Consider the following 19,030-nt stretch of genomic DNA (forward strand, 5'->3'; position numbering starts at 1 on the left):
GGGGAAGATCGGCATGGCTCGAACGCACATCCACAAGTACCAGACGCGCTATCACGCGAAAGCAACCTATTCCAAGGCGATCCGCGCCCGGGGTGACTTTGTCTTCATGCAGGGTCAGGTCGGCACGCTGATGGATGGCACACTGGTTGGCGAAAGCGACCCGGGCGCGCAGGCAGATCAGGCCTGCCGCAACATCCAGCGCTGGATGGAAGAGGCCGGGGGAAGCTTGACTGATGTTTGCAAGTTGACAGTCTACGTCACCGATATTTCGTACCGTCCGGCCGTTTACGAGGCGATCAATCGCTGGTTCGAAGGTGTTCATCACTGTTCGACAGGCGTGGTTGTGCAGGGGTTGGCCGATCCGTCGCTTTTGGTCGAGATCGACGCGATGGCTGTAATCGACGATGATGCTGATACCCCGGGCTGAGGAACTCGGGTCTATCTGACATCGTATTGCGTAGAAACGCCGGTCATGACAGTGTCCGGTCGAGCCGGCCCAGTTTTGTCTGCGAATTGTAATGCTTTCGACACTCACCTCGATACTGCCGATCTTTTTGATCATTGCGCTAGGCTTGGCCCTGCGCAAGGGCGGCATTCCCAGTACGGATTTCTGGAACCTGAATGACAAGCTTGTCTATTGGGTTCTGATGCCATGCCTTCTGTTCAGCAAAATTTCTCTGTCGCCGTTGGACAAGTCGGCGCTGGGTCTTTTTTCGGTTGCTATTCTGGGCGGGTTCGTTGTGGCGCTTCTGTTTGCGCTTCTTAGTGCCCGTTTGATGGGTTTTGCGCCGCCGCAGGCCACCTCGATCCTGCAAGGCAGCGCGCGACATAACTCATTCATCGGACTTGCGCTGGCTGCGAACTTGTTTGGGCCAGCGGGGTTGGATATCGCGATTCTGGCGACCGCAATTCTCGTGCCCACTACTAATATCGTCATGGTGGTTCTGATGGTTGGTGCGCTCAAAGGCGATCGAACCAACAGCCTGGCCGTTGCAATCCTGCGGGAACTCGCACGCAATCCATACGTGATTTCGATCTTTCTGGCGGTCTGTGCCAACCAGTTGATCGGTGACAGGATAGCGGTCGTGCATGATGTGACGGATGTTCTGGGTGCAGGCGCTTTGCCGATCACATTGCTGGCTGTCGGTGCCAATCTGAGAGTCCGGGCCATGGCCGCAAGTGCGCTGCCCTTAATTCTGGCCTTCACGGGCAAGATGATTGTCTTCCCTCTGGCAGTATTGGTGATCGGATTACTGGTGGGGTTGCCGCGGGAGGTTCTGCAGATCGCCGTCGTCTATTCGGTGGTGCCCACTGGTGCGTCTTCGTACACGCTGGCCAAGCACTTGGGTGGAGACGCGCCGCTGATGGCGGCCATTGTCACGTTGCAGACGTTGGTAGCAGCCGTCAGCATTCCCGTATCACTTGCTTTGCTGCTGCCCCTAATTCCTTAAGCGGTCATTGCGACAAGTGTTCATGGGCCCAGACCGCGATGTCCAACAGGCGGGCGTCATCACCCTTTCGTCCGATCAATTGAATGCCAAGCGGCAGGCCATTCTGGTCGGTCCCGAATGGCAAAGCGACCGAAGGCACCTGCAACAGGTTCCACATCCGGGAAAAAAGCGGATCTCCAGTAGCGTCCAAACCGGCAGGGGCTGGTCCGGGGGCCGACGGGACCAAGAGAGCGTCCACATCCCGGAACATCTGATCCAGCATCGCGCCCGCCCGGTCGCGTAGGTCCAGCGCGGCTTGGTATTCTGCGTCGGTAACGGCCAGCCCCGCCGTGACAAGGTTATGAAACTGCGGGCTGACGGCAGGCATGCCTACAGCGTATTCTGCCGCGCGCTGCCGCGCGACCTCATAGCCCATGACGGTAATCTGAGCCTGCGTAAGTTCGGCAAAAACGGGTGGAAAAGCAATTTCTCCGGTCTCTGCTCTCGTTGCGGCAAGGGCGGCTAACGCACGCGTGCACGTGTCCCGCATCTCGACCGAACCGTCCCGCCAGTGCGGGCCGCGCATTAGGCTGATCCGAGGCAAAGCCTCGTCGAACTCAGCTGGCGGTGCCGGGTCAGTTCGGCACATTACCGCATCGGTCAGCACAAAGTCGCGGGGATCACGAGCCAACAGGCCGAGTGTATCCAGGCTTTGGGACAAGCCCATGACACCCGCCAGAACATACCGTCCGGTGGTTGGCTTGAACCCGCAGACCCCGCAATACGCTGCTGGTCGGATCAGCGAGGCTGCGGTTTGCGATCCAAATGCGAGCGGAGCCATGAAATCGGCCACAGCTGCAGCAGAGCCGGATGACGAGCCTCCCGGCGTATGCGCCGGATTCGTAGGATTGGCAGTTTTGCCGGGTTTGAAGTAGGCAAATTCGGTGGAGATGGTTTTTCCGATTGGGATCGCGCCCGCGTCCAAAAAAGCCTGAACGCAGACTGCATTGCGGTCGGGGCGGCGCCCGGCATACAGGTCGCTACCCCATCCTGTCGGCATGTCTTCGGTGTCGATGATATCCTTGATCACAAACGGCACGCCATGGAGCGGCCTACCAACGGGGAGAGTATCGGCGGCCTTTGCACGCTCCATGGCGCGGTCCGCATCGAGGGTTTGAAAAGCCCCGATTACGGGTTCACGGTTTGTGATCCGGTCCAAATGGGCCGCCATCACCTCGGAAGGCTTCACCTCACCTGCCCGGATCAATGTGGCAAGTTCATGGGCAGAATGATGGTTCAGCCCGGTCATGCCTCCAGCGCTTTCAACGCGTCGGCAAAGGGGGCGACTGGCATATCGTAGATGCCACCGCCCAAGCGACCGGCCTCGCCCAATCGGTCAAGAATGCCCAGCCCGATCACAGGCCCCGAACCCTGTTCCACGGCACCCCGCGCCGTGCTGCCCAGCCGAACATCCAAGGCCCGGAAATACGGATGCGTTCCGACTGACAGACCTGACATTCGCGCTTGAGCGTCGTCGGGCAGATAGGCACCCAGACCCTTCTTTTGTTCAGGGCTCAGATCTATGGCCATTGCCCCCAGCCCGAATGCCTCGACCACGGCACTGTCGCCGATCGCGCCAAGGGCACGGTCCTGCGGCAAATCCACGTCAAACGCCCCCTTGGGAGGGCTGGCCGGAATTGTGAACCAACGGCCCGGTAGGCCCGAGATCTGGATGCCAACTTCGCGCCCATTGCCGCCTGCAGCGGTGACGAAGCTTGATCCTTCAATGCCCTCCGCCAGTTTAATCATGCATTTGGTCGCTGCCATCCAGAGGTTGAGAAACAGTGAGGGCGAGCTGTCCATAAAGGCCAACACGTCTTCATCCGTGATCCCGCCGGTGGTGCGATCCTTGAGTTCAACAATCAACGCCTGTGCGGCCACGGGTGTACGGCCATGGCAATCATCCCCGCCCATCAGGCCGATCACGGCCAGCGGGACCAGCGCGATCCCTTCGGCAATCCCTTTCTCCAGAACATCAAGAAACCGGGTGTTGAGCCAGCGAATGTGGTTGAGCACCGCCTCGGACCTCAGCCCTAAACGCATCGCTGGGCGGCTGCCCGCATTGATCGGCGCGTAAACACGTTGTTGGCCACGCCACGCGTCATAGACTGTGTGCAGGGGCATATCCGCCGAGACCACGGCGGCCAGAGGTGTCACGACATCGTGGTCTTGCGCGGGTTTCAGCACGATCTCGCCTGCGTTAATCATCGCCTCGGCCTGATCGAAATTCTGTGCTAGCCCCTGCCAGACTGCAGCGACACAGGCCGAGTTCAGGATCGGCGCGGTGATCTGATCCGGGCTGGCGAAGGCGGGACCGGCATGTAGCAGTACATTTTCGTCCAACCTCAGCGCCTCGGATGCTGTATTGAACCGGTTCCAGACCGGTTGTGTCACCATGGCCTTGTCAAACGCCAGCTGATCAGCCGGATGCAGCATCAAGTATCCTCCGGTGGGATGATCCATGTTTCCGAGAAGTAGAGGAAGGCAGTCGTTGTATCATACCCAGCCTGCACCCGTGTGCCCAACTTGCCCGGCAATGCGTGACCATTAACGATGATCTGCGCCGAATGTGCAGGCACCAGTAGCGAGAACATGTTCTGCTCGCCCGAAGCGACCTCATGCGGAGACAGCTCCAGCGCGCGAGGCGGCTCGAGCCCTTCCCAGACCAGTTCAACTGTCAGGTTTTCTCCGGCGATGGTTTCGGTATAGCGGTGGCTCATCGGATCGCCCGAGGATCGGACGACCTGCGCGCCTATCTCGGGGAGAGAAGCAAAAGCGGGAGCATTTGCGAAAGCGGCCAGTTTGCTGATGAAGTTGGCCTTCAGAAAGGCGGTCAGATCGGGATTATCGCTCAGGATCACGTTCGGTGCCTCGGGCGGTCCGTCCATCTGATCTGGCGTTCCGTACAGCAGCAGCACCTGACCTTGCCCAACCGGAGACCATGCCACGCGAAAGAACAGCGCCATAGCGGTGAAATTGTTGTTGTCGTCTTTCAGCAGGATGCCCGGGTTCTCGCCTGTCCAGTCGACTGTCCCGGGGGTGATCGGTTCGTTCAACGGCATTACAGATCCTCCTGCGGGGTCACCCAGGTTTCGGAAAAGGCCAGAAAGGCGGTAGACATGGTGCGGCCAAAGAACTGGCGGCTTGCGACCTGACCGGGGAGCGGGGTGCCGTTGATGACGACCTGCGCCGCCTTGGCCTCGAGGAACACTGAATACATCTCATGCTCTTTGGTTGCCGAGTTTTCCTTAGTGACCTCAACCGGCAAGGGTGGACCCATTTCCTGCCAGATCATCTCGACCGTGACGCCCGAGCCGCGCAGGGTCTCGGAATAGCGCGATCTCAAATCGCCAGGGCGTTTTTCGACGCTGTCACAGTCCAGCCAGCTCATCGCGTCGAGGCCTGCCTTTCCGATAAAGGTGGGCATCTTGGTGACCCAGCCATCCACGATCCAGCGCATCATGCGTTGGTTGTCCGTCATGATCAGATTGGGTGCGTGCGGCCAACCCTGCGCTTGATCCGGCGCGCCCAGGATCAATGCGGCGTGGCCCCGACCATAGGGCGACAGTACCACCCGGAAGAACAGCGCCAGAGTGCCATAGTGGTCCTGCGTCGAGTTCTGTTTCAGATAAATGCCGGGGTTTTCGCCGGACCAGTCGACCCGACCCGGATTATGTGGAACACGATTGGTCATGACCAGCTTGCCTCGTACTTTTTCAGCGCATCGACGATGAACGTCTTGCGGGTCTCGCCCTGCAATTGGTCGCCAGATTTGTAGATCTCAGCTACCTGATGCGAGATTTCCTTGAGCACTGCACCATCGTCGCGGCCGTCCTGAAGCGGGATGCGCAGCATTGTGTCCCCGGCATAGGTCGGTATCACCTGACCGGCAAAGCTATCGGTCGGTTGCGGAGGGGACTGACCGTCTTTCAACGCACGAATGGCGTTGCGCAGCAGGCGGCGTGCCTTGGCCACACCCCGATCCGTAAAGCTGAGGTTTTCGCGGGCATGGATGTTCCGCGGCCCCTGACTGACCCAGGCGTCATAGTCGCCGGGGTCCCGCTGGCGCATCTCATAGGGTCGATCGGGATCCTGGCCATAGAAATCCGTCATCCCAAAGCCCACTTTGCTTTTGTCCGTTAGGCCCTTTGGATCGTCATTCGCCGCCGCATCCCGGAAGTGGCGCCATGCGATGACCATCGTGTTGGTGTCGTCAATCGGGGTTATCCAACGCGACAGCCCGCAGCGCCCAAAATAGCGCGGCTCGTCTGGCACCGGGAAGTGGCCGCCATTTTGCGTGAACGACGGCAGCATATGGTCATGTATGCGCACCCAGACGATATCTTCGACACGTCGGACATTGGTGTAAAAATCGCCCGTTTGACTATCGTGAAACTCGATCATCGGCATCTCGGCAAAGGCGTCGATGAACTGGCTGCGTACGGCCAGTGTATGCAGGTAGACAACATGGAACGGGTCCCATGCGTTTTCCATCACCTGAAGCCAGTTGCACGGGGATTTGATGAGGTAAGGCACCAACTCGTCGCCACCTTCGTCAAATGTGTCCATTACTGGGAATGGGGGTTGCTCGTCGGGGGGGCCCATAAATGCAAAGGCCAAACCCTTGTATTCGATCACCGGATATGCCCCCAGACAGGCCTTTTTCTTGACCTGTGAGGCGGGCGGCTCACATGGGGTTTCCAGAATGGTGCCGTCCAAGCCGTATTTCCAGCCATGGTATGAGCATCTAATTCCGCCTTCCTCAACGATGCCGAATTCCAGGCTCATGTTGCGGTGACAGCAATGCAGATGGGTCAGACCCAGCTTGCCCTCTTTTTTTTCGCGGAACAGAACCAGATCTTCGCCCAGAATACGCAGGCGATAGGGCAGGTCGCCAATCTGATCGGTCATTGCCACCGGCATCCAGAACCGGCGCAGGTATTCACCGCACGGCGTGCCGGGGCCAACCTCGGTCAGTTCGGGGTCAGGTTGCTGTTGCCAGACTTTTTGTTGGTCGTGACCGCGGAAATTGCCCTTGGGGGCTGAGAAATGATCGTTCATGCCGTCCTCCGTGCGTATCGGTGGTCAGGGAAACGGATCTGACACCGGCGTGGCACCGGTCCAGATCGATTTGACCTGACAGAAATCCCTTATGGCGTCCGGGCCCAATTCACGCCCGTAGCCCGACAGTTTGATCCCACCAATCGGGCATGCAGGGTCAACGCTGCGATAATGGTTGATGTAAACAGTGCCCGCCTCGATCGCTTCGGCTACCCGAGCGCCCTTGTCGGCATCGGTGGTCCAGACCCCCGCAGCCAGCCCGTAGTCGCTGTCGTTAGCCAGCGCGATGGCTTCGTCTTCGGTGGTGAAAGAGGTGACGGCCAGAACCGGGCCGAACACTTCTTCACGCCAGAGCTGCATGCCGGGCGTCACATCGTCGAAAACCGTTGGTCCGATATAGAACCCATTCCGGCCTGCAGTTGCGGCGTTGCCGTCCAGTAAGCAAATCGCACCGTCGGCTTTGGCGCGTTCGATCATTGCCGTAACCTTTCGCAGATGCGGTTCATTGGCCAGCGGTGCGACCTGAGTATCCGGGTCCATCGGATCCCCCATCTGCAATGTGCGGGCGCGGTCGATCAGGCGGGATAACAGCCTGTCCTTCAGTCCGGCCTCAACGATCAGCCGCGATCCGGCGACGCAAGTCTGGCCATTTGACAGGAAGATGCCGGACAGAATTCCGTTGACCGCATTGTCCATGTCACAATCGGCAAACACCACCTGCGGAGATTTGCCGCCCAGTTCCAGCACCGCCGGGATTACACCGGCTGAGGCAGCCTCGGCCACTTTTCGTCCGCCAAGGTCCGAACCGGTAAAGGTGACCTTGCGTGTTAGAGGGTGGCGGACCAGTGCTTCGCCGACCTCATGACCGAGTCCGGTGACAACGTTGAGCACTCCGGGCGGAAGTCCCGCCTCATGTGCCAGGCGCGCGAATTCCAAGGTTGAAGCCGAAGCCATTTCCGAGGGTTTCACAACAACCGTATTGCCAGCTGCCAGTGCCGGGGCCAGCTTCCATCCAAGGATCATCAGCGGAGAATTCCAGGGCGTGATGGCGACCACGACGCCATAGGGCTTAAAGTGGCCCACGCTATGCACACCGGGGATGGAATTGGCCTGAGGTTCGGGCCGCAGCTTGCGTGCCTCTGTCGCAAAAAATCGAAACCAGCTGTGCAACCCGGCAAACTGCCCGCGCACCTCAGTAATACGTTTGCCGTTGTCGCGAATTTCGGGTGTGACAAGGTCTTCCCACCGAGTTTCCAGCATGTCAGCTAAACGGTCCAGCATATCCGCCCGTTCTGTCGGCCCGGCTTTGGCCCATGGCCCGCTGCGGAAGGCCTGGTCGGCGTCCCGGATGGCTATGTCGGCGGTCTGTGTGCCGCCACGGGCGATCATGCTCCACACCTGACCGGTGGCGGGGTCGATACTGGGCAGGGTTTCACCATCCCAATCGACAAAGGCACCGGAAATGAACGGGGAATAAGTTTTCATTCAACGTTCCTCGGACAGCGGTTGAGCCACCAATGCCAACAGATTGCCACGGCGCACCATGCCACGATTGCCATGAGCCAGAACGTGCCCGGCTGTGGGAAATTTAAGTTCGACAGCCGAGCGTTCCGGTTCGGCGGGGAAATGCAGCGTGCCTGCCAGATCGCCTCGTTTGATCTGTTGTCCTGCGGTGCAGCGTCGGTCGAACAGTCCATCTGCGGGCGCATGGACCGAATGCAACGGGTCGGCGATTTCGACACATTGCGTCGGAACAGAGTCCGGTGCACCGCCGGGCAGGATACCTAAATGCTTCAGACAGCGTTTGAGCCCGGTTTCGGCAAGGTCCGCGGCATGCGGATCGACACCACCTCCGCCGCTGAGTTCAGCTGCGATCATTGGGACCCCAACCCGCGCGGCGGCGGCATTCACACTTCGGTTATCGTTATGTGCGCCCAGCACCCAGATCAGAGGCAACCCGAAAGCGCGGGCCAGTTCCATGTTGGAAGAGGTCAGGTCTGCGTCATCCCCCCGCGCCGCCAAGGCGCAGGGCTCGAATACAGATGCTTTGCCACCCGAGTGCAGGTCAATAGCGGCATCCACACGCGGCAGCAGCATAGTTTCAACAAAATGCGCCAGCATCGCTGTCGGGCCGCCATTCGCGGTGCCAGGAAAAGCCCGGTTCAGGTTTTGCCCATCCAATGGCGACACCCGCGATGAGGTGAGAAACGCGGGGGCGTTCAAGGCCGGGATCAGGATCACCTGTCCGGTCAAGTCAGATGGGTTCAGCTGTGCCGCAAGCCGCAGGATCGCGGCAGGTCCTTCGAATTCGTCTCCATGAGTGCCGCCCAAAATTAGAACAGAAGGTCCGGGTTTGCCACGTAAGCTGATTACCGGGATCGGGTGGTATCCCAACGGTACGGCATTGTCGGACCATTTCAGCATCAGATCACCGGACTGTCGACCTGGCGCGTCCAGATCGATGGTCAGGTGAAGCCTGCTGTGTTGGGGCGAAAACGTATCGGTCATCCGGGTTCTTTTGCTGAGTCCCAGTCTTCATAACATAATTTTTTTGAAAGTGAATTGCTTAAAACACGGCTCTATGTGATATATGGTGAAAATTGCCATTGCCGCCATCTGGTGGTGCCGGAGGAATTGGATGGGCATAACCCTCGCAAAAACAGGAATAGGCAGGATTAAACCTCATATGATTGGAGGGGCGTCTGCTGACGTTCCACCGCCTGCGATTCTTTTGAACTCGAATGAAAGCGTGATTGGTCCTAGCCCGTCTGCCCGCGCTGCCGCTTGTGCGGCAATCAGCAATGTCGAGCGCTATTTGGAAAACCCTGACGATATTCTGGCCCCGGCGATTGCCGCGCAGTACGGGTTGGATGCGGCCCGGATCACCACAGGACAGGGATCGGACGATCTGCTGGCCCGTCTGGCCCGGGCCTACCTAGGGCAAGGTACCGAGCTGATCCGCAGCGCCAATGGCTATCTCAAGGTGCCCAACTATGCTTTTGCCAACGATGCCGAGGTGGTGTCGGTCGCGGATGACGCATTCAAACCTTCAGTCGACCGGATGATCGATGCGTTGACCGAACGAACCCGGATCGTCTACCTCGCCAATCCGGAGAACCCGGCAGGCACCTATCTGAACAGCGCAGAGCTGCGCTGCCTGCATGCCGCGCTACCGGAAAACGTCCTGCTGATCGTGGACGCTGCCTATGAGGAATATGTCGATGCGGCAGATTATGAGCCCGCGCATAAGCTGGTAGAGGCTGCCAACAACGTGGTCTTGTGCCGGACATTTTCCAAGATATTCGGGCTGGCTGGTGCGCGTGTTGGTTGGATGTACGGGTCCAACGATGTGGTGGATAGTGTGCGTCGGATCGGCCTGACTTTCCCGGTGGCGTCCTCTTCGGTCGCAGCGGCTGTCGCGGCGCTGGAAGACACGGCACATACCCGTTTCGTGCGAGAGACTAATTTGAACAACCGAGCCTGGCTTAGCGCCACGCTAACGGAAATGGGTCTGCATGTTGTCCCAAGTCAGGCCAATTTCGTGCTGGTTCATTTTCCGGACCCTGTGAAATCTGCCGAAGCGGCCGATCTTTTCCTGCGCGGACAGGGGATTTCTGTGCGTCGGTTCGCCTCACCCGCCTACCGTGATTTTATTCGCATCACCATCGGTCACAGGCATGAACTGCAAGCGGCGCGGGATGGGCTTGCCGCATTTCTGGACGGAGGTGCCTGATGGTTGCGTCCCCTCTACCGACCGAATGTACGCCGCAGGTCAAGAATCCTTCAGGTGCGGCTATCATCGCTGCTTTCAAAGCGGCGGGTGTTGGCGAAATCGTGGCATTGCCGGACATCGTTACCAGTGACGGGCTGCTCTGGCCGATCTCGCGAGATCCCGAATTTCGCCTGACCCGGATCTGCAAGGAGGATGAGGGCGTCAGCATCTGCGGGGCGATGTCCTTTAACGGCACGCGCGCGATCCTGATGATGCAGCAAACGGGGCTGATGGATTCATTGAATGCGATCCGGGCCATTGGCGTCGATTATGAACTGCCGGTGGTCATGATGGTTGGCCTGCAGGGTAAAGAGCCACATATTCATCCGGACCAATCGGCCTCTTACGGGGTGCGGATTGTTCGGCCGGTGTTGAATGCGATGGAACTGTCACATTCCCTGATCGAATGGCCAGGGGACGAGGCTCATATCCCGCAGGCGATTGAAGCGGCTTATGCAACTTCGAGACCCCACATTTTCTTGATCGGCCGGGCGCCGGAGGCATCATGACCATGCACCGCGACGCAGCGCTTAAGGCTCTGATCCCTCATGTCCGCGAGGACGATATTGTTGTTGCTGTTTATCAGAGCTGTTTCGACTGGCTTGCCCTGAATCCGCGCGACCTTAATTACGTGGCCGTCGGGGCTATGGGACAGGCGTCGTCCCATGGTCTTGGTCTGGCGCTGGTCAATCCTGACAGGCGGGTCATCGTTCTAGATGGCGATGGCAGCCTGCTGATGAATCTTGGGACATTGGTGACGATTGCCAATTCAGGGGTGACGAACCTCTATCATTTTCTGTCGGCTAACCGGGTCTATGAGGTGAACGGGTCGCATCCCCTGCCTGGTGCGGATAGGGTTGATTTTGCGGCCATGGCCTGGGCTGCCGGGTATGCCAGTGTGCAGCGCTTTACCGAGCTGGATCAGTTTTCAGCTGCGGTGCCTCAGGTTCTGTCATCCACCGGCCCGCAATTCGTCTCGATGGAACTGACGGCAGGTGCCCCTTACCCTCGGGACTACGCCTATATCCACAGCGCGCAGGCGCGAGCCAGTTTTCGCGAGGCGCTTAATCGTCGCTGATCTGCGATTGCACGATCGTCAAAAAGGACTGTCCCACGGCGGACAAGGGCTTGTTCTTGGACCAGAACAGGACTGCGCGAAACGTCAGAGGCGCCGCAAAAGGCAGCGCGACACAATCGGGAATGGTTTTGAGATAATCCAGGCTTGCTCCGACAACAGAAACTCCTAGACCGCGCGCGACCAGACGGCACACTGCGTCGGTGGTGCGGGTCTCATACTGCATCTGACGTGAGATCCCTTTGGCCTCAAAAAACTGGTCAATCTCAAACCGGAAGCGTGAGGACGGCATATATGAGATAAAGCTCTTACCCGCCAGGTCCTGCGCCTGAACTATGGTTTTCTCTGCCAGAGGATGGCCGGTTGGAACGACGCAACAGACGTCGCTGTTCCGGATAACCAGGCTGTCAAAGGACGGGTTGGCGGGTTGGGTTGTCGTGATCCCGAAATCGTAATTCTGCGAAACCATCCATTCGACGGCGTCATCGCTGGGCGCGATTTCCATTCGGGCCATGGCTTTTGGCCAAGTAGCTGAAAACTCCTGAAGCAGATCCGGAGCAAGCTGAGAGGACACCCCCGGCGTGATCACCAGGTTAAGCCGCGCGTGACCGAACTTCCCAATGGCTGTGGCGGAATCCTTTATGTGCTCCATGCCGCTAACGGCCTGCCGAACCTCTTCCACCAGCAAGCGTGCTTCATCCGTGGGTACCAGGACCCGGCCCGAGCGCTGAAACAGCTGAAAACCGACTTCGGCCTCGAAATCCGAGATCAGGCGGCTGACCGCGGGTTGTGAGATGCCCAGCATCGCTGCCGCTTCGGTTACAGTTCCGGTGGAGACGACGGTTCGAAATGCATCAACCTGTTTGAACGTAATTTTCATGGGGGCTCAGTGCTTGATTGGGATATGCGGTTGGATTATTCATAGTTTCACATAATACAAGAATATGAAACGGTCCGGGTAGGTTATACGGCTCGAGGGTGTCAAATCGCGGTCTGAATTTACTGCGGGCGAGTTGATACAGTGATGAATTCGATCTCATCCGACACGATCTTGCAAAACCCGTGACGCAGCTTGGCATCAAAGCTTAGGGTATCGCCAGTTGCCATAACAAAATCCTCGGTGCCACACCTGTATATTGCGTCGCCCATTATCATGTAGAGAAAAACACAGCCTTCGTGCTGGTAACTGGGCAATGTCCCAGATTGGTCCTTTGAAATGGTAATACGGGAAGATTGAAACAGACCTCCCGGTCCGCCATGTTTACCAAGTAAAAGGTAGTTATGCACGTGGCCCTGCGTAATACGCCGGGACATGAGACCTTCGCCTGCTTTGACGTGATGTACGTCGGCCGAAACTTCCGTGTCCGCAAACAAGGCCATCAGAGGAACATTCATCGCGTCCGCCAATGCCTGTAGCGTGCCAAGAGACGGAGAGACGCTACCGTTTTCAATTCGGCTGATCATCGAGGTCGAGACCTGCGATGTTGTCGCCAGCTCAGAGAGGATCAGATTGCGTTCCTGCCTTAGCCTTTGTAAGGTTTGCCCGACTTCACGCTCGATATCTCTTTGTTTGATCACAGTTTTCAGTGCCGATACTGCTGTAGTTGCATAGAAGCTTGTTAGTCTTAGTTGTGTCAGTTTTTAGCATTCAGTCAATTGGTCTTTGTCAGGTTATTGAAGGTCACTCAGCAGAGTAGCGATACACCATTCCGAAGGTACCCGACTTGTCCCGCAGAGTTGATCCTCCGTTTCCTAACTATATAGAGCGGACAATTTCAGTTGGGGAAGGATCAGACGGCATTGCCAAGTTGATCGCATTGTTCATCTCGGATCGCGCGGACCCATGACCATACCGGCCTAGGCGGCTTGATTTTTTGCTGCAAAGTACGGGGCAAAAGGCCGGGCAGCCTTGATTGTCAATAAATTGGTCCATATATTGTGGCATCAGGAGTGATCGATATGGAATTACGTGATCTTGTAGAAGACCGATTGATCTCACCGGATCGTCTGGCCCGGCATCTTAAAACCACCAAGCGCGAGATTGGTGAGACCTTAGGCATTGCTCCGGAATCCTTGTCTCGGCGGCAGCGTGTAGCTTCCGTATCGGTCCAGACATCATTGCGTCATCTAGTTGAGATTTTGAACGCCGTTGCACCGGCTGTTGGAAGCTCGCTTATGGCCTATGCTTGGTATCGATCCGAGCCCATTGTGGGGTTTGGCGGGCGTACGCCTGAGGAAATCGTCAAGGACGGAGAGAACACGGCGTTGAAGTCCCATATTCTGCGGCGTCTAGAAGGTGGTTACGCTTGAAGCATGCCATCCGGGTGCAGCGTACTGTCATCCGTGCCGCCAAACCGCGCTGGTCGTACCTGCCGACATCAGGGGAGGGGGGCTGCGCGACGCGGTGGGCGGTTTAACCCGATCGGTGAGCCCGCGCTATATACGTCGCTTTCCCATGAAACAGCCGCGCGCGAGGTGCGTTTCAGCCTGAATCAAGAACCCTATACATTTTATTTTTTGGCGGTTGATTGCCTTCATATCGCTGATCTGACCAGCCGGGATACCAGACATGCATTGGGTATTTCCTGGGAGGATCTCGCCAATGATAACTGGAAATCCGAGATGCACAGGGAATTGATTCCTTCAACTCATGATGTTGCGGAAAGTCTGAAAGGCGAAGGCTACGCCGGTGTTTTGGTGAACAGTTTCGCATCGGGGGCCACGCCTGATGACATCAATCTGGTTCTTTGGGATTGGGACGCGGTTGACCATTTGCCGTCAAGCAGACCAAATGTGGTGATGGTCCTACACCGGGATGATCTACCGAACAGTGATGTATCCTGGCAATAACCCCCTGATCTCGAAAAACTCTTCATGGCAAAGTGGATGTCGGGTTTTTAAAAGGCAGGATGGATACCACTTGGTTGCAAGGGGTCTCACCAGTACCAGTCGTGGGCTTTCGAAAAAGGGGCTTTGTCTCTACATCAATTTCGAGCGTCGCTAAGCCTCATAGAATGAATTTGCCGGGAAAAAGTCCGGCTAAGAATCTTCGAATAAGTCCAGCAGAACGTCGACGCGAAAAAACTTGCATATCGGTAAGATAGTTTACCCACATACCTTCCAATAGGGCCAGCGTTCCGCTGGTGGCATCATTCACCAAGTTCGGATCATGCCCGTTTTGCTGGGCTATCTCCATGAACGCATGCCGCAATGTCTCGACAAGTTTGGGGTCCTGAGTGCTGCTGTATCGGGCAATGCCTGGGTGTGAGCTCGCGATGCCGCGGAATGCATGCCAGATTTTTGTACTTCGTGGATTGAGCAAAGCTTCAGACAGATCGGCCTCAATCACAGCCATCACTCGGTCTTCGGGCGATGCATCCGAGCCCAGATCGGTCATTCTGTCCATCTCGGCATAATACTCGGTACTGAAATGCTGGGCCGCTGCCGTAAGTAAATTGTCCTTCCCCCCGAAATGCAAATGGATCATTCCGCGCGACAGACCTGAGCGCTCGCAGATGCGACTGACGGAGGTATCTGTAACTCCGATATCAGCAATCGTGTCCAAAGTGGCCTTGATCAAAAGTTGCCTATTGGCCTCTGGATCGCGCTTCGAGCTACGCTTTCTTCCTTTTTGATCTTTCACTCTATTCAATGATTCCATCAGCTTAGGGTCTTCTCATATGGGTGGCTCACAGGAAGATTGACACGAAAGGTCTTTCTGGCGCAACATTAAATGGACGATCGTCCATTAGAGACTCGTAAGTACCGAGATGGGAGATAGGGTGATTTTTCGTAGCGAAGCGTCCCGGGGTTATACCCTCAGCGCACCAGCCACGGCATACGTGGGGTTTCTGGTGGCGGCGCCTTTGGTGATCCTGATCGCCTATTCGTTCTGGACCCAAACCTACGTAACGCTCGACAAGACACCGACGTTGAAAAACTATAGCGACGCGCTTGCTGATCCGCTGGTTCGACACTTAATGCTAAGGTCGATCTGGATTGCCGGAGCAGTTACGGTAGTCACTGTCGCACTGGCCTATCCCATCGCGTACTTCATCGCGATGAAGGCCCGGAAAAAGACTATCTGGCTTCTGCTCATCACCATTCCGTTCTGGTCCAGCTATCTGCTGCGCGTATTTGCCTGGAAACTCATCCTTGGGTTCAACGGGGTGATGAATTCTGCACTGATGATGCTTGGTTTGATCGACGAACCGCTCGACTTCCTGCTGTACAACGAATTTGCTGTCGTGCTGACGCTTGCTCATGCCTGGGCACCTTTTGCGATCCTGCCGATCTATGTCTCGTTGCAGAAGATCGATCCAAGCCTGCTGGAGGCCGCCACAGACCTCGGCAACAGTCCTTTGCAACGCTTTATGCGGGTGACGCTGCCGTTGACGATACCGGGGATCATTGCGGCTTGTCTGATTATCTTTATCCCAACAGTCGGTGACTACGTGACCCCAGCACTGGTCGGCGGATCGGACGGGAAGATGATCGCCAATCTTATTCAGGTGCAGTTCGGGGCAGCCAACAATTGGCCTCTCGGCGCCACACTTTCGCTGATCGCGATGCTGTCGGTCGGCTTCGTCGCCATCGTGTTTGTCATTACCGCCACCCAGCTTGGGAGGAGGATCAGATGAAGCGCCCCTCGACCCTGACAGCCTATGCTTTTCTGTATTTGGTTTTTCTGTACCTGCCGGTTCTTTTCCTACCTTTGTTCTCGTTAAACAGCGGTACAATCGTTGCCTTTCCGATCAAGGGCTGGACGCTGGACTGGTATCGGAAGCTGGGCGAACAGGATACGTTGATCCAGGCTCTTTGGAATTCGCTTGGTGTTGGCACGGTCGTCGCAATTCTATCCACCGCCATGGGGCTGTTCGCTGCGCGCGCCTTTGTTCGATACCGTTTTCGGGGCCAGCGCGCCGCTGAAGGTCTGGTAATGCTGCCTTTGGTTATTCCTGGCATTATAGTGGCTTCGTCAATGCTGGTTCTGTTTCTGTTTCTCGGTCTCAAACCATCTCTGCTGACAGTTGTTCTGGGCCATACGTTCCTCGCCTTGCCGTTTTCCGTTTCGATCCTGAAGTCTGCCTTTGATGACTTCGACGCGTCGCTGGAAGAGGCATCTTACGATCTGGGTGTCGGCGTGTTCGAAACCTTCCGCCGCGTGACGCTGCCGGTCGTTTCCCCCGGTATCGTAGCCAGCATGCTGGTCACTTTTACGGTCAGCTTCGATGAGTTCGTCCTGGCCTTTTTCCTGTCCGGAAACCAGCCAACCCTGCCGGTCTATATCTGGAGCCAGATCCGCTTCCCCGCCAAGCTTCCAAACGTTTTGGCCTTGGGCTCTATCCTGCTGCTCACCTCGGTTCTGCTTCTGGTGCTGGCCGAGTATTTCCGCCGCCGCTCATCCGCATCAGAGGTCCGATGACAGTCAACAACATCATAGAACTCAGGGGCGTCGAAAAGCGCTATGGCACATTCCTGGCTGCGAGCGGGATCAACCTCGATCTCAAAGAGGGCGAGTTTTTCTCACTCCTCGGCCCCTCGGGATGCGGCAAGACCACGGTATTGCGGATGATCGCGGGCTTTCAGGAACCGACCAAGGGCACCGTGCTGATCGACGGTCAGGATATGGAAGGTGTGCCTGCGAACAACCGTCCAACGAACATGGTCTTTCAGAGCTACGCCATCTTCCCGCACCTGAACGTCGGGAACAACGTGGCCTATGGATTACGGGGAAAGGCCCCTAAGACTGAGATCGACCAGCGCGTGGCCGAAGCCCTGGAAATGGTCGAGCTGGGCGGTCTTCAGGATCGCGGCGCAAGTGAGTTGTCGGGTGGGCAGCGGCAAAGGGTGGCGCTCGCCCGGGCGTTGATCATGCGACCCAAGGTGTTGTTGCTGGACGAGCCCTTGTCAGCACTCGACAAGAAGCTGCGCGAACAGATGCAGTTTGAAATGCGTAATCTGCAGCAATCGCTTGGCATCACCTTTGTGATGGTCACCCACGACCAATATGAGGCGATGACCATGTCCGATCGTATTGGCGTGATGTTCAATGGACGGCTCAAGCAGGTGGACACACCAACCACGCTTTACGCCCGTCCTTGTGATCAGCAAGTGGCCAGTTTCATCGGTGAGATGAACATACTGCCTGCCCAGTTATTGGGTGAAACCGGCAATATGTTGTCTATCGATGCAGCCGCCTTCGGGCGGATTGAGATTGAGAGAAATCCCAACGTTGCGACCAGCTCTAAAGACATGAATATCGGTATTCGCCCGGAACAATTGGAAATCGCTGCTCAAAGGCCCGAAGACTACCCATCAACGGTTCAGGGCACTGTCAGCAACGTCGCTTTTTATGGCGAGAACATTCACTACCACATTCAGGTTGCGGGAGCTGAGAAACCAATCTCGGTCTCAGTTCCAAATTATTTTCACACGGTCGATTTCAAACGCGGCGACGCAGTTTGGCTGGGGCTTCAGGGGGCAAGCGTGATCGATCTAGGTACAGACACAAAGTAAAATAGTGGGAGGATAAAATGAGACTACAGGGAATTGCGGCCTTCGCATGTGCGACGGCAATAGGCACGGGAAGTGCCATAGCAGGTGGCGCTGATCTAACGGTTTTTGACTGGTCGGGATATGAAGACCCCGGGTTCTTTGCCAGCTACATGGAAAAATACGGGAACGAGGCGCCAAGCTATTCCTATTTCGGAAGTCAGGAGGAAGCCTTTACGAAACTGAGTTCGGGTTTCACGGCTGATCTGGCGCATCCTTGTTCTGACGCGGTCCGGAAATGGGTCGCAGCCGACCTGATCCAGCCGCTGGATGAAAGCAAACTGACCAACTGGGCCGATGTACTGCCCGAGATCAAGGAAGTCGACGCCATCGTCCTAGACGGCAAGCTTTACATGTTGCCGTTCGAGTGGGGGAACACGGGCCTCATCTATCGCACCGACAAAATCTCAGGCGACGATATCTCGCTGCAAATGCTGGCGGACCCGGCCTATGCAGGCAAGATCGCCGTCCCGGATGCCGCGTCATCTGCATACGCCTTGGCCGCGCTGGCCACTGGAAACGCCGACGATTATACCAATCTGAGCGACGAGCAGTTCAAGGAAGCATCTGATTTCCTGCGCTCGATCCACCCGAACATGCGCTTTTACTGGTCCGATGCGGGTCAATTTGATCAGGCCATGACCAGCGGTGAGATCGAATTGGGTTGGGCCTGGAACCAGTCAGAACTGAACCTGATCTGGAACGAAGTGCCTGCCGCCATGATGCGTGATGTCGATAAGGGCATCGCGACTTGGGCGTGCGGTTACGTGCATCTGAAGTCTTCCACGACTCCGGTAGATCAGGTCTATGATCTGTTGAACGCTCTCACTGACCCTGCCAGCGGTCAGTACATCATCGACAACTGGGGCTACCCACATTCCAACGCAAAAGCGTTCGAAGTTGCCGATCAGGCCAACATCGAAGCCTATGGTTTTGCTGACCCTAAAAGCTTCTTCGAAGGCAGTTTGTTCTTTGATGCGGTGAATCCCGAGCTTGAGGCGAAAATGCTGGCAGAATTTGAACGGATCAAAGCCGGCTTCTAACACAACCACTTTTCCGGGGCCTTACGGCTCCGGA

The 19,030-nt window shown here is 56.8% G+C and carries 21 protein-coding genes; 11 read left to right on the forward strand and 10 right to left on the reverse strand.

The window, feature by feature from the left end:
- The first annotated feature begins 13 nt into the window (after positions 1 to 13).
- Together AC2FLJ_RS15845 and AC2FLJ_RS15850 are read left to right on the forward strand one after the other, a co-directional pair.
- Positions 14 to 427 (forward strand): RidA family protein, encoded by a 414-nt coding sequence (locus AC2FLJ_RS15845; RefSeq protein WP_496706678.1) that lies wholly within the window; start codon positions 14 to 16, stop codon positions 425 to 427.
- Positions 428 to 518: 91 nt separating this feature from the next.
- Entirely contained in the window at positions 519 to 1,451 is a 933-nt protein-coding gene (locus tag AC2FLJ_RS15850) for an AEC family transporter (protein WP_496706680.1), read from the forward strand.
- Positions 1,452 to 1,455: 4 nt separating this feature from the next.
- Here AC2FLJ_RS15850 and AC2FLJ_RS15855 read toward each other — a convergent pair whose 3' ends face one another.
- From AC2FLJ_RS15855 to AC2FLJ_RS15885, 7 genes are read right to left on the reverse strand one after another with little or no spacing between them, the layout of a single operon-like run.
- Positions 1,456 to 2,739 carry an amidase gene (locus AC2FLJ_RS15855; protein WP_496706681.1) on the reverse strand — a complete coding sequence of 428 codons (1,284 nt, stop codon included), beginning with the start codon at positions 2,737 to 2,739 and terminating at the stop codon, positions 1,456 to 1,458.
- On the reverse strand, positions 2,736 to 3,926 hold the full coding sequence (locus AC2FLJ_RS15860; protein ID WP_496706682.1) for a YlbE family protein: 1,191 nt from the start codon (positions 3,924 to 3,926) through the stop codon (positions 2,736 to 2,738). The genes AC2FLJ_RS15855 and AC2FLJ_RS15860 overlap by 4 nt, the downstream gene beginning before the upstream one ends.
- The gene (locus tag AC2FLJ_RS15865; RefSeq protein WP_496699142.1) at positions 3,926 to 4,552 is read right to left on the reverse strand and encodes a hypothetical protein; all 627 of its coding nucleotides are present in this window, start codon (positions 4,550 to 4,552) and stop codon (positions 3,926 to 3,928) included. Before AC2FLJ_RS15865 ends, AC2FLJ_RS15860 begins: the two co-directional genes overlap by 1 nt.
- Positions 4,552 to 5,184 carry a hypothetical protein gene (locus AC2FLJ_RS15870; RefSeq protein WP_496706684.1) on the reverse strand — a complete coding sequence of 211 codons (633 nt, stop codon included), beginning with the start codon at positions 5,182 to 5,184 and terminating at the stop codon, positions 4,552 to 4,554. The genes AC2FLJ_RS15865 and AC2FLJ_RS15870 overlap by 1 nt, the downstream gene beginning before the upstream one ends.
- A complete protein-coding gene (locus tag AC2FLJ_RS15875) occupies positions 5,181 to 6,551 on the reverse strand; it encodes a Rieske 2Fe-2S domain-containing protein (protein ID WP_496699138.1) in 1,371 nt (456 codons plus the stop codon). Before AC2FLJ_RS15875 ends, AC2FLJ_RS15870 begins: the two co-directional genes overlap by 4 nt.
- A gap of 24 nt (positions 6,552 to 6,575) precedes the next feature.
- Positions 6,576 to 8,036 (reverse strand): aldehyde dehydrogenase, encoded by a 1,461-nt coding sequence (locus AC2FLJ_RS15880; RefSeq protein ID WP_496699136.1) that lies wholly within the window; start codon positions 8,034 to 8,036, stop codon positions 6,576 to 6,578.
- Positions 8,037 to 9,059 carry a succinylglutamate desuccinylase/aspartoacylase family protein gene (locus AC2FLJ_RS15885; RefSeq protein WP_496706686.1) on the reverse strand — a complete coding sequence of 341 codons (1,023 nt, stop codon included), beginning with the start codon at positions 9,057 to 9,059 and terminating at the stop codon, positions 8,037 to 8,039. It lies immediately after the preceding gene.
- A gap of 178 nt (positions 9,060 to 9,237) precedes the next feature.
- Between AC2FLJ_RS15885 and AC2FLJ_RS15890 the strand changes: the two genes are divergently transcribed.
- Genes AC2FLJ_RS15890 through AC2FLJ_RS15900 form a run of 3 tightly spaced genes read left to right on the forward strand, consistent with a single transcriptional unit; the run spans position 9,238 to position 11,401 of the window.
- Entirely contained in the window at positions 9,238 to 10,284 is a 1,047-nt protein-coding gene (locus tag AC2FLJ_RS15890) for a pyridoxal phosphate-dependent aminotransferase (RefSeq protein ID WP_496706687.1), read from the forward strand.
- Positions 10,284 to 10,832, forward strand: a complete 549-nt coding sequence (locus tag AC2FLJ_RS15895; RefSeq protein ID WP_496699130.1) for a decarboxylase — start codon at positions 10,284 to 10,286, stop codon at positions 10,830 to 10,832. The genes AC2FLJ_RS15890 and AC2FLJ_RS15895 overlap by 1 nt, the downstream gene beginning before the upstream one ends.
- Complete coding sequence (locus AC2FLJ_RS15900) at positions 10,829 to 11,401, forward strand: thiamine pyrophosphate-dependent enzyme (protein ID WP_496699128.1); 573 nt, start codon at positions 10,829 to 10,831, stop codon at positions 11,399 to 11,401. The genes AC2FLJ_RS15895 and AC2FLJ_RS15900 overlap by 4 nt, the downstream gene beginning before the upstream one ends.
- Here AC2FLJ_RS15900 and AC2FLJ_RS15905 read toward each other — a convergent pair.
- Both AC2FLJ_RS15905 and AC2FLJ_RS15910 read right to left on the reverse strand, forming a co-directional pair.
- Positions 11,388 to 12,278, reverse strand: coding sequence for a LysR substrate-binding domain-containing protein (locus tag AC2FLJ_RS15905; RefSeq protein ID WP_496699126.1), 891 nt, complete (start codon positions 12,276 to 12,278; stop codon positions 11,388 to 11,390). The genes AC2FLJ_RS15900 and AC2FLJ_RS15905 overlap by 14 nt on opposite strands.
- A gap of 119 nt (positions 12,279 to 12,397) precedes the next feature.
- Positions 12,398 to 12,976: a helix-turn-helix domain-containing protein gene (locus AC2FLJ_RS15910; protein ID WP_496706689.1), complete on the reverse strand. Its 579-nt coding sequence runs from the start codon at positions 12,974 to 12,976 to the stop codon at positions 12,398 to 12,400.
- 381 nt (positions 12,977 to 13,357) lie between these two features.
- Between AC2FLJ_RS15910 and AC2FLJ_RS15915 the strand changes: the two genes are divergently transcribed.
- Together AC2FLJ_RS15915 and AC2FLJ_RS15920 are read left to right on the forward strand one after the other, a co-directional pair.
- The gene (locus AC2FLJ_RS15915; protein WP_282170348.1) at positions 13,358 to 13,708 is read left to right on the forward strand and encodes a hypothetical protein; all 351 of its coding nucleotides are present in this window, start codon (positions 13,358 to 13,360) and stop codon (positions 13,706 to 13,708) included.
- Between the two features lie 3 nt (positions 13,709 to 13,711).
- On the forward strand, positions 13,712 to 14,248 hold the full coding sequence (locus tag AC2FLJ_RS15920) for an RES domain-containing protein (protein WP_496706691.1): 537 nt from the start codon (positions 13,712 to 13,714) through the stop codon (positions 14,246 to 14,248).
- Positions 14,249 to 14,405: 157 nt separating this feature from the next.
- On the opposite strand, the gene AC2FLJ_RS15925 is transcribed toward AC2FLJ_RS15920, so the two are convergent.
- On the reverse strand, positions 14,406 to 15,059 hold the full coding sequence (locus tag AC2FLJ_RS15925) for a TetR family transcriptional regulator C-terminal domain-containing protein (protein WP_496706693.1): 654 nt from the start codon (positions 15,057 to 15,059) through the stop codon (positions 14,406 to 14,408).
- Positions 15,060 to 15,168: 109 nt separating this feature from the next.
- On the opposite strand from AC2FLJ_RS15925, the gene AC2FLJ_RS15930 reads away from it, so the two are divergent.
- From AC2FLJ_RS15930 to AC2FLJ_RS15945, 4 genes are read left to right on the forward strand one after another with little or no spacing between them, the layout of a single operon-like run.
- Positions 15,169 to 16,038: an ABC transporter permease gene (locus AC2FLJ_RS15930; protein WP_496706694.1), complete on the forward strand. Its 870-nt coding sequence runs from the start codon at positions 15,169 to 15,171 to the stop codon at positions 16,036 to 16,038.
- Entirely contained in the window at positions 16,035 to 16,823 is a 789-nt protein-coding gene (locus AC2FLJ_RS15935) for an ABC transporter permease (protein WP_496706696.1), read from the forward strand. Before AC2FLJ_RS15930 ends, AC2FLJ_RS15935 begins: the two co-directional genes overlap by 4 nt.
- Positions 16,820 to 17,917 (forward strand): ABC transporter ATP-binding protein, encoded by a 1,098-nt coding sequence (locus AC2FLJ_RS15940; protein WP_496699118.1) that lies wholly within the window; start codon positions 16,820 to 16,822, stop codon positions 17,915 to 17,917. Before AC2FLJ_RS15935 ends, AC2FLJ_RS15940 begins: the two co-directional genes overlap by 4 nt.
- A gap of 17 nt (positions 17,918 to 17,934) precedes the next feature.
- Entirely contained in the window at positions 17,935 to 18,996 is a 1,062-nt protein-coding gene (locus AC2FLJ_RS15945) for an ABC transporter substrate-binding protein (RefSeq protein ID WP_282153236.1), read from the forward strand.
- Positions 18,997 to 19,030 lie beyond the last annotated feature (34 nt).

The organism is Ruegeria sp. CDSA034 (assembly GCF_059612275.1).

What these genes read in the sequence shown, in the direction of transcription:
- AC2FLJ_RS15880 (WP_496699136.1), bottom strand. Translation starts at nt 8,036, where the DNA reads ATGAAAACTTATTCCCCGTTCATTTCCGGTGCCTTTGTCGATTGGGAT.
- AC2FLJ_RS15935 (WP_496706696.1), top strand. Translation starts at nt 16,035, where the DNA reads ATGAAGCGCCCCTCGACCCTGACAGCCTATGCTTTTCTGTATTTGGTT.
- AC2FLJ_RS15920 (WP_496706691.1), top strand. Translation starts at nt 13,712, where the DNA reads ATGCCATCCGGGTGCAGCGTACTGTCATCCGTGCCGCCAAACCGCGCT.
- AC2FLJ_RS15860 (WP_496706682.1), bottom strand. Translation starts at nt 3,926, where the DNA reads ATGCTGCATCCGGCTGATCAGCTGGCGTTTGACAAGGCCATGGTGACA.
- AC2FLJ_RS15875 (WP_496699138.1), bottom strand. Translation starts at nt 6,551, where the DNA reads ATGAACGATCATTTCTCAGCCCCCAAGGGCAATTTCCGCGGTCACGAC.
- AC2FLJ_RS15895 (WP_496699130.1), top strand. Translation starts at nt 10,284, where the DNA reads ATGGTTGCGTCCCCTCTACCGACCGAATGTACGCCGCAGGTCAAGAAT.
- AC2FLJ_RS15845 (WP_496706678.1), top strand. Translation starts at nt 14, where the DNA reads ATGGCTCGAACGCACATCCACAAGTACCAGACGCGCTATCACGCGAAA.
- AC2FLJ_RS15945 (WP_282153236.1), top strand. Translation starts at nt 17,935, where the DNA reads ATGAGACTACAGGGAATTGCGGCCTTCGCATGTGCGACGGCAATAGGC.
- AC2FLJ_RS15900 (WP_496699128.1), top strand. Translation starts at nt 10,829, where the DNA reads ATGACCATGCACCGCGACGCAGCGCTTAAGGCTCTGATCCCTCATGTC.
- AC2FLJ_RS15870 (WP_496706684.1), bottom strand. Translation starts at nt 5,184, where the DNA reads ATGACCAATCGTGTTCCACATAATCCGGGTCGGGTCGACTGGTCCGGC.
- AC2FLJ_RS15940 (WP_496699118.1), top strand. Translation starts at nt 16,820, where the DNA reads ATGACAGTCAACAACATCATAGAACTCAGGGGCGTCGAAAAGCGCTAT.
- AC2FLJ_RS15925 (WP_496706693.1), bottom strand. Translation starts at nt 15,059, where the DNA reads ATGGAATCATTGAATAGAGTGAAAGATCAAAAAGGAAGAAAGCGTAGC.
- AC2FLJ_RS15850 (WP_496706680.1), top strand. Translation starts at nt 519, where the DNA reads ATGCTTTCGACACTCACCTCGATACTGCCGATCTTTTTGATCATTGCG.
- AC2FLJ_RS15915 (WP_282170348.1), top strand. Translation starts at nt 13,358, where the DNA reads ATGGAATTACGTGATCTTGTAGAAGACCGATTGATCTCACCGGATCGT.
- AC2FLJ_RS15865 (WP_496699142.1), bottom strand. Translation starts at nt 4,552, where the DNA reads ATGCCGTTGAACGAACCGATCACCCCCGGGACAGTCGACTGGACAGGC.
- AC2FLJ_RS15885 (WP_496706686.1), bottom strand. Translation starts at nt 9,059, where the DNA reads ATGACCGATACGTTTTCGCCCCAACACAGCAGGCTTCACCTGACCATC.
- AC2FLJ_RS15890 (WP_496706687.1), top strand. Translation starts at nt 9,238, where the DNA reads ATGATTGGAGGGGCGTCTGCTGACGTTCCACCGCCTGCGATTCTTTTG.
- AC2FLJ_RS15930 (WP_496706694.1), top strand. Translation starts at nt 15,169, where the DNA reads ATGGGAGATAGGGTGATTTTTCGTAGCGAAGCGTCCCGGGGTTATACC.
- AC2FLJ_RS15855 (WP_496706681.1), bottom strand. Translation starts at nt 2,739, where the DNA reads ATGACCGGGCTGAACCATCATTCTGCCCATGAACTTGCCACATTGATC.
- AC2FLJ_RS15905 (WP_496699126.1), bottom strand. Translation starts at nt 12,278, where the DNA reads ATGAAAATTACGTTCAAACAGGTTGATGCATTTCGAACCGTCGTCTCC.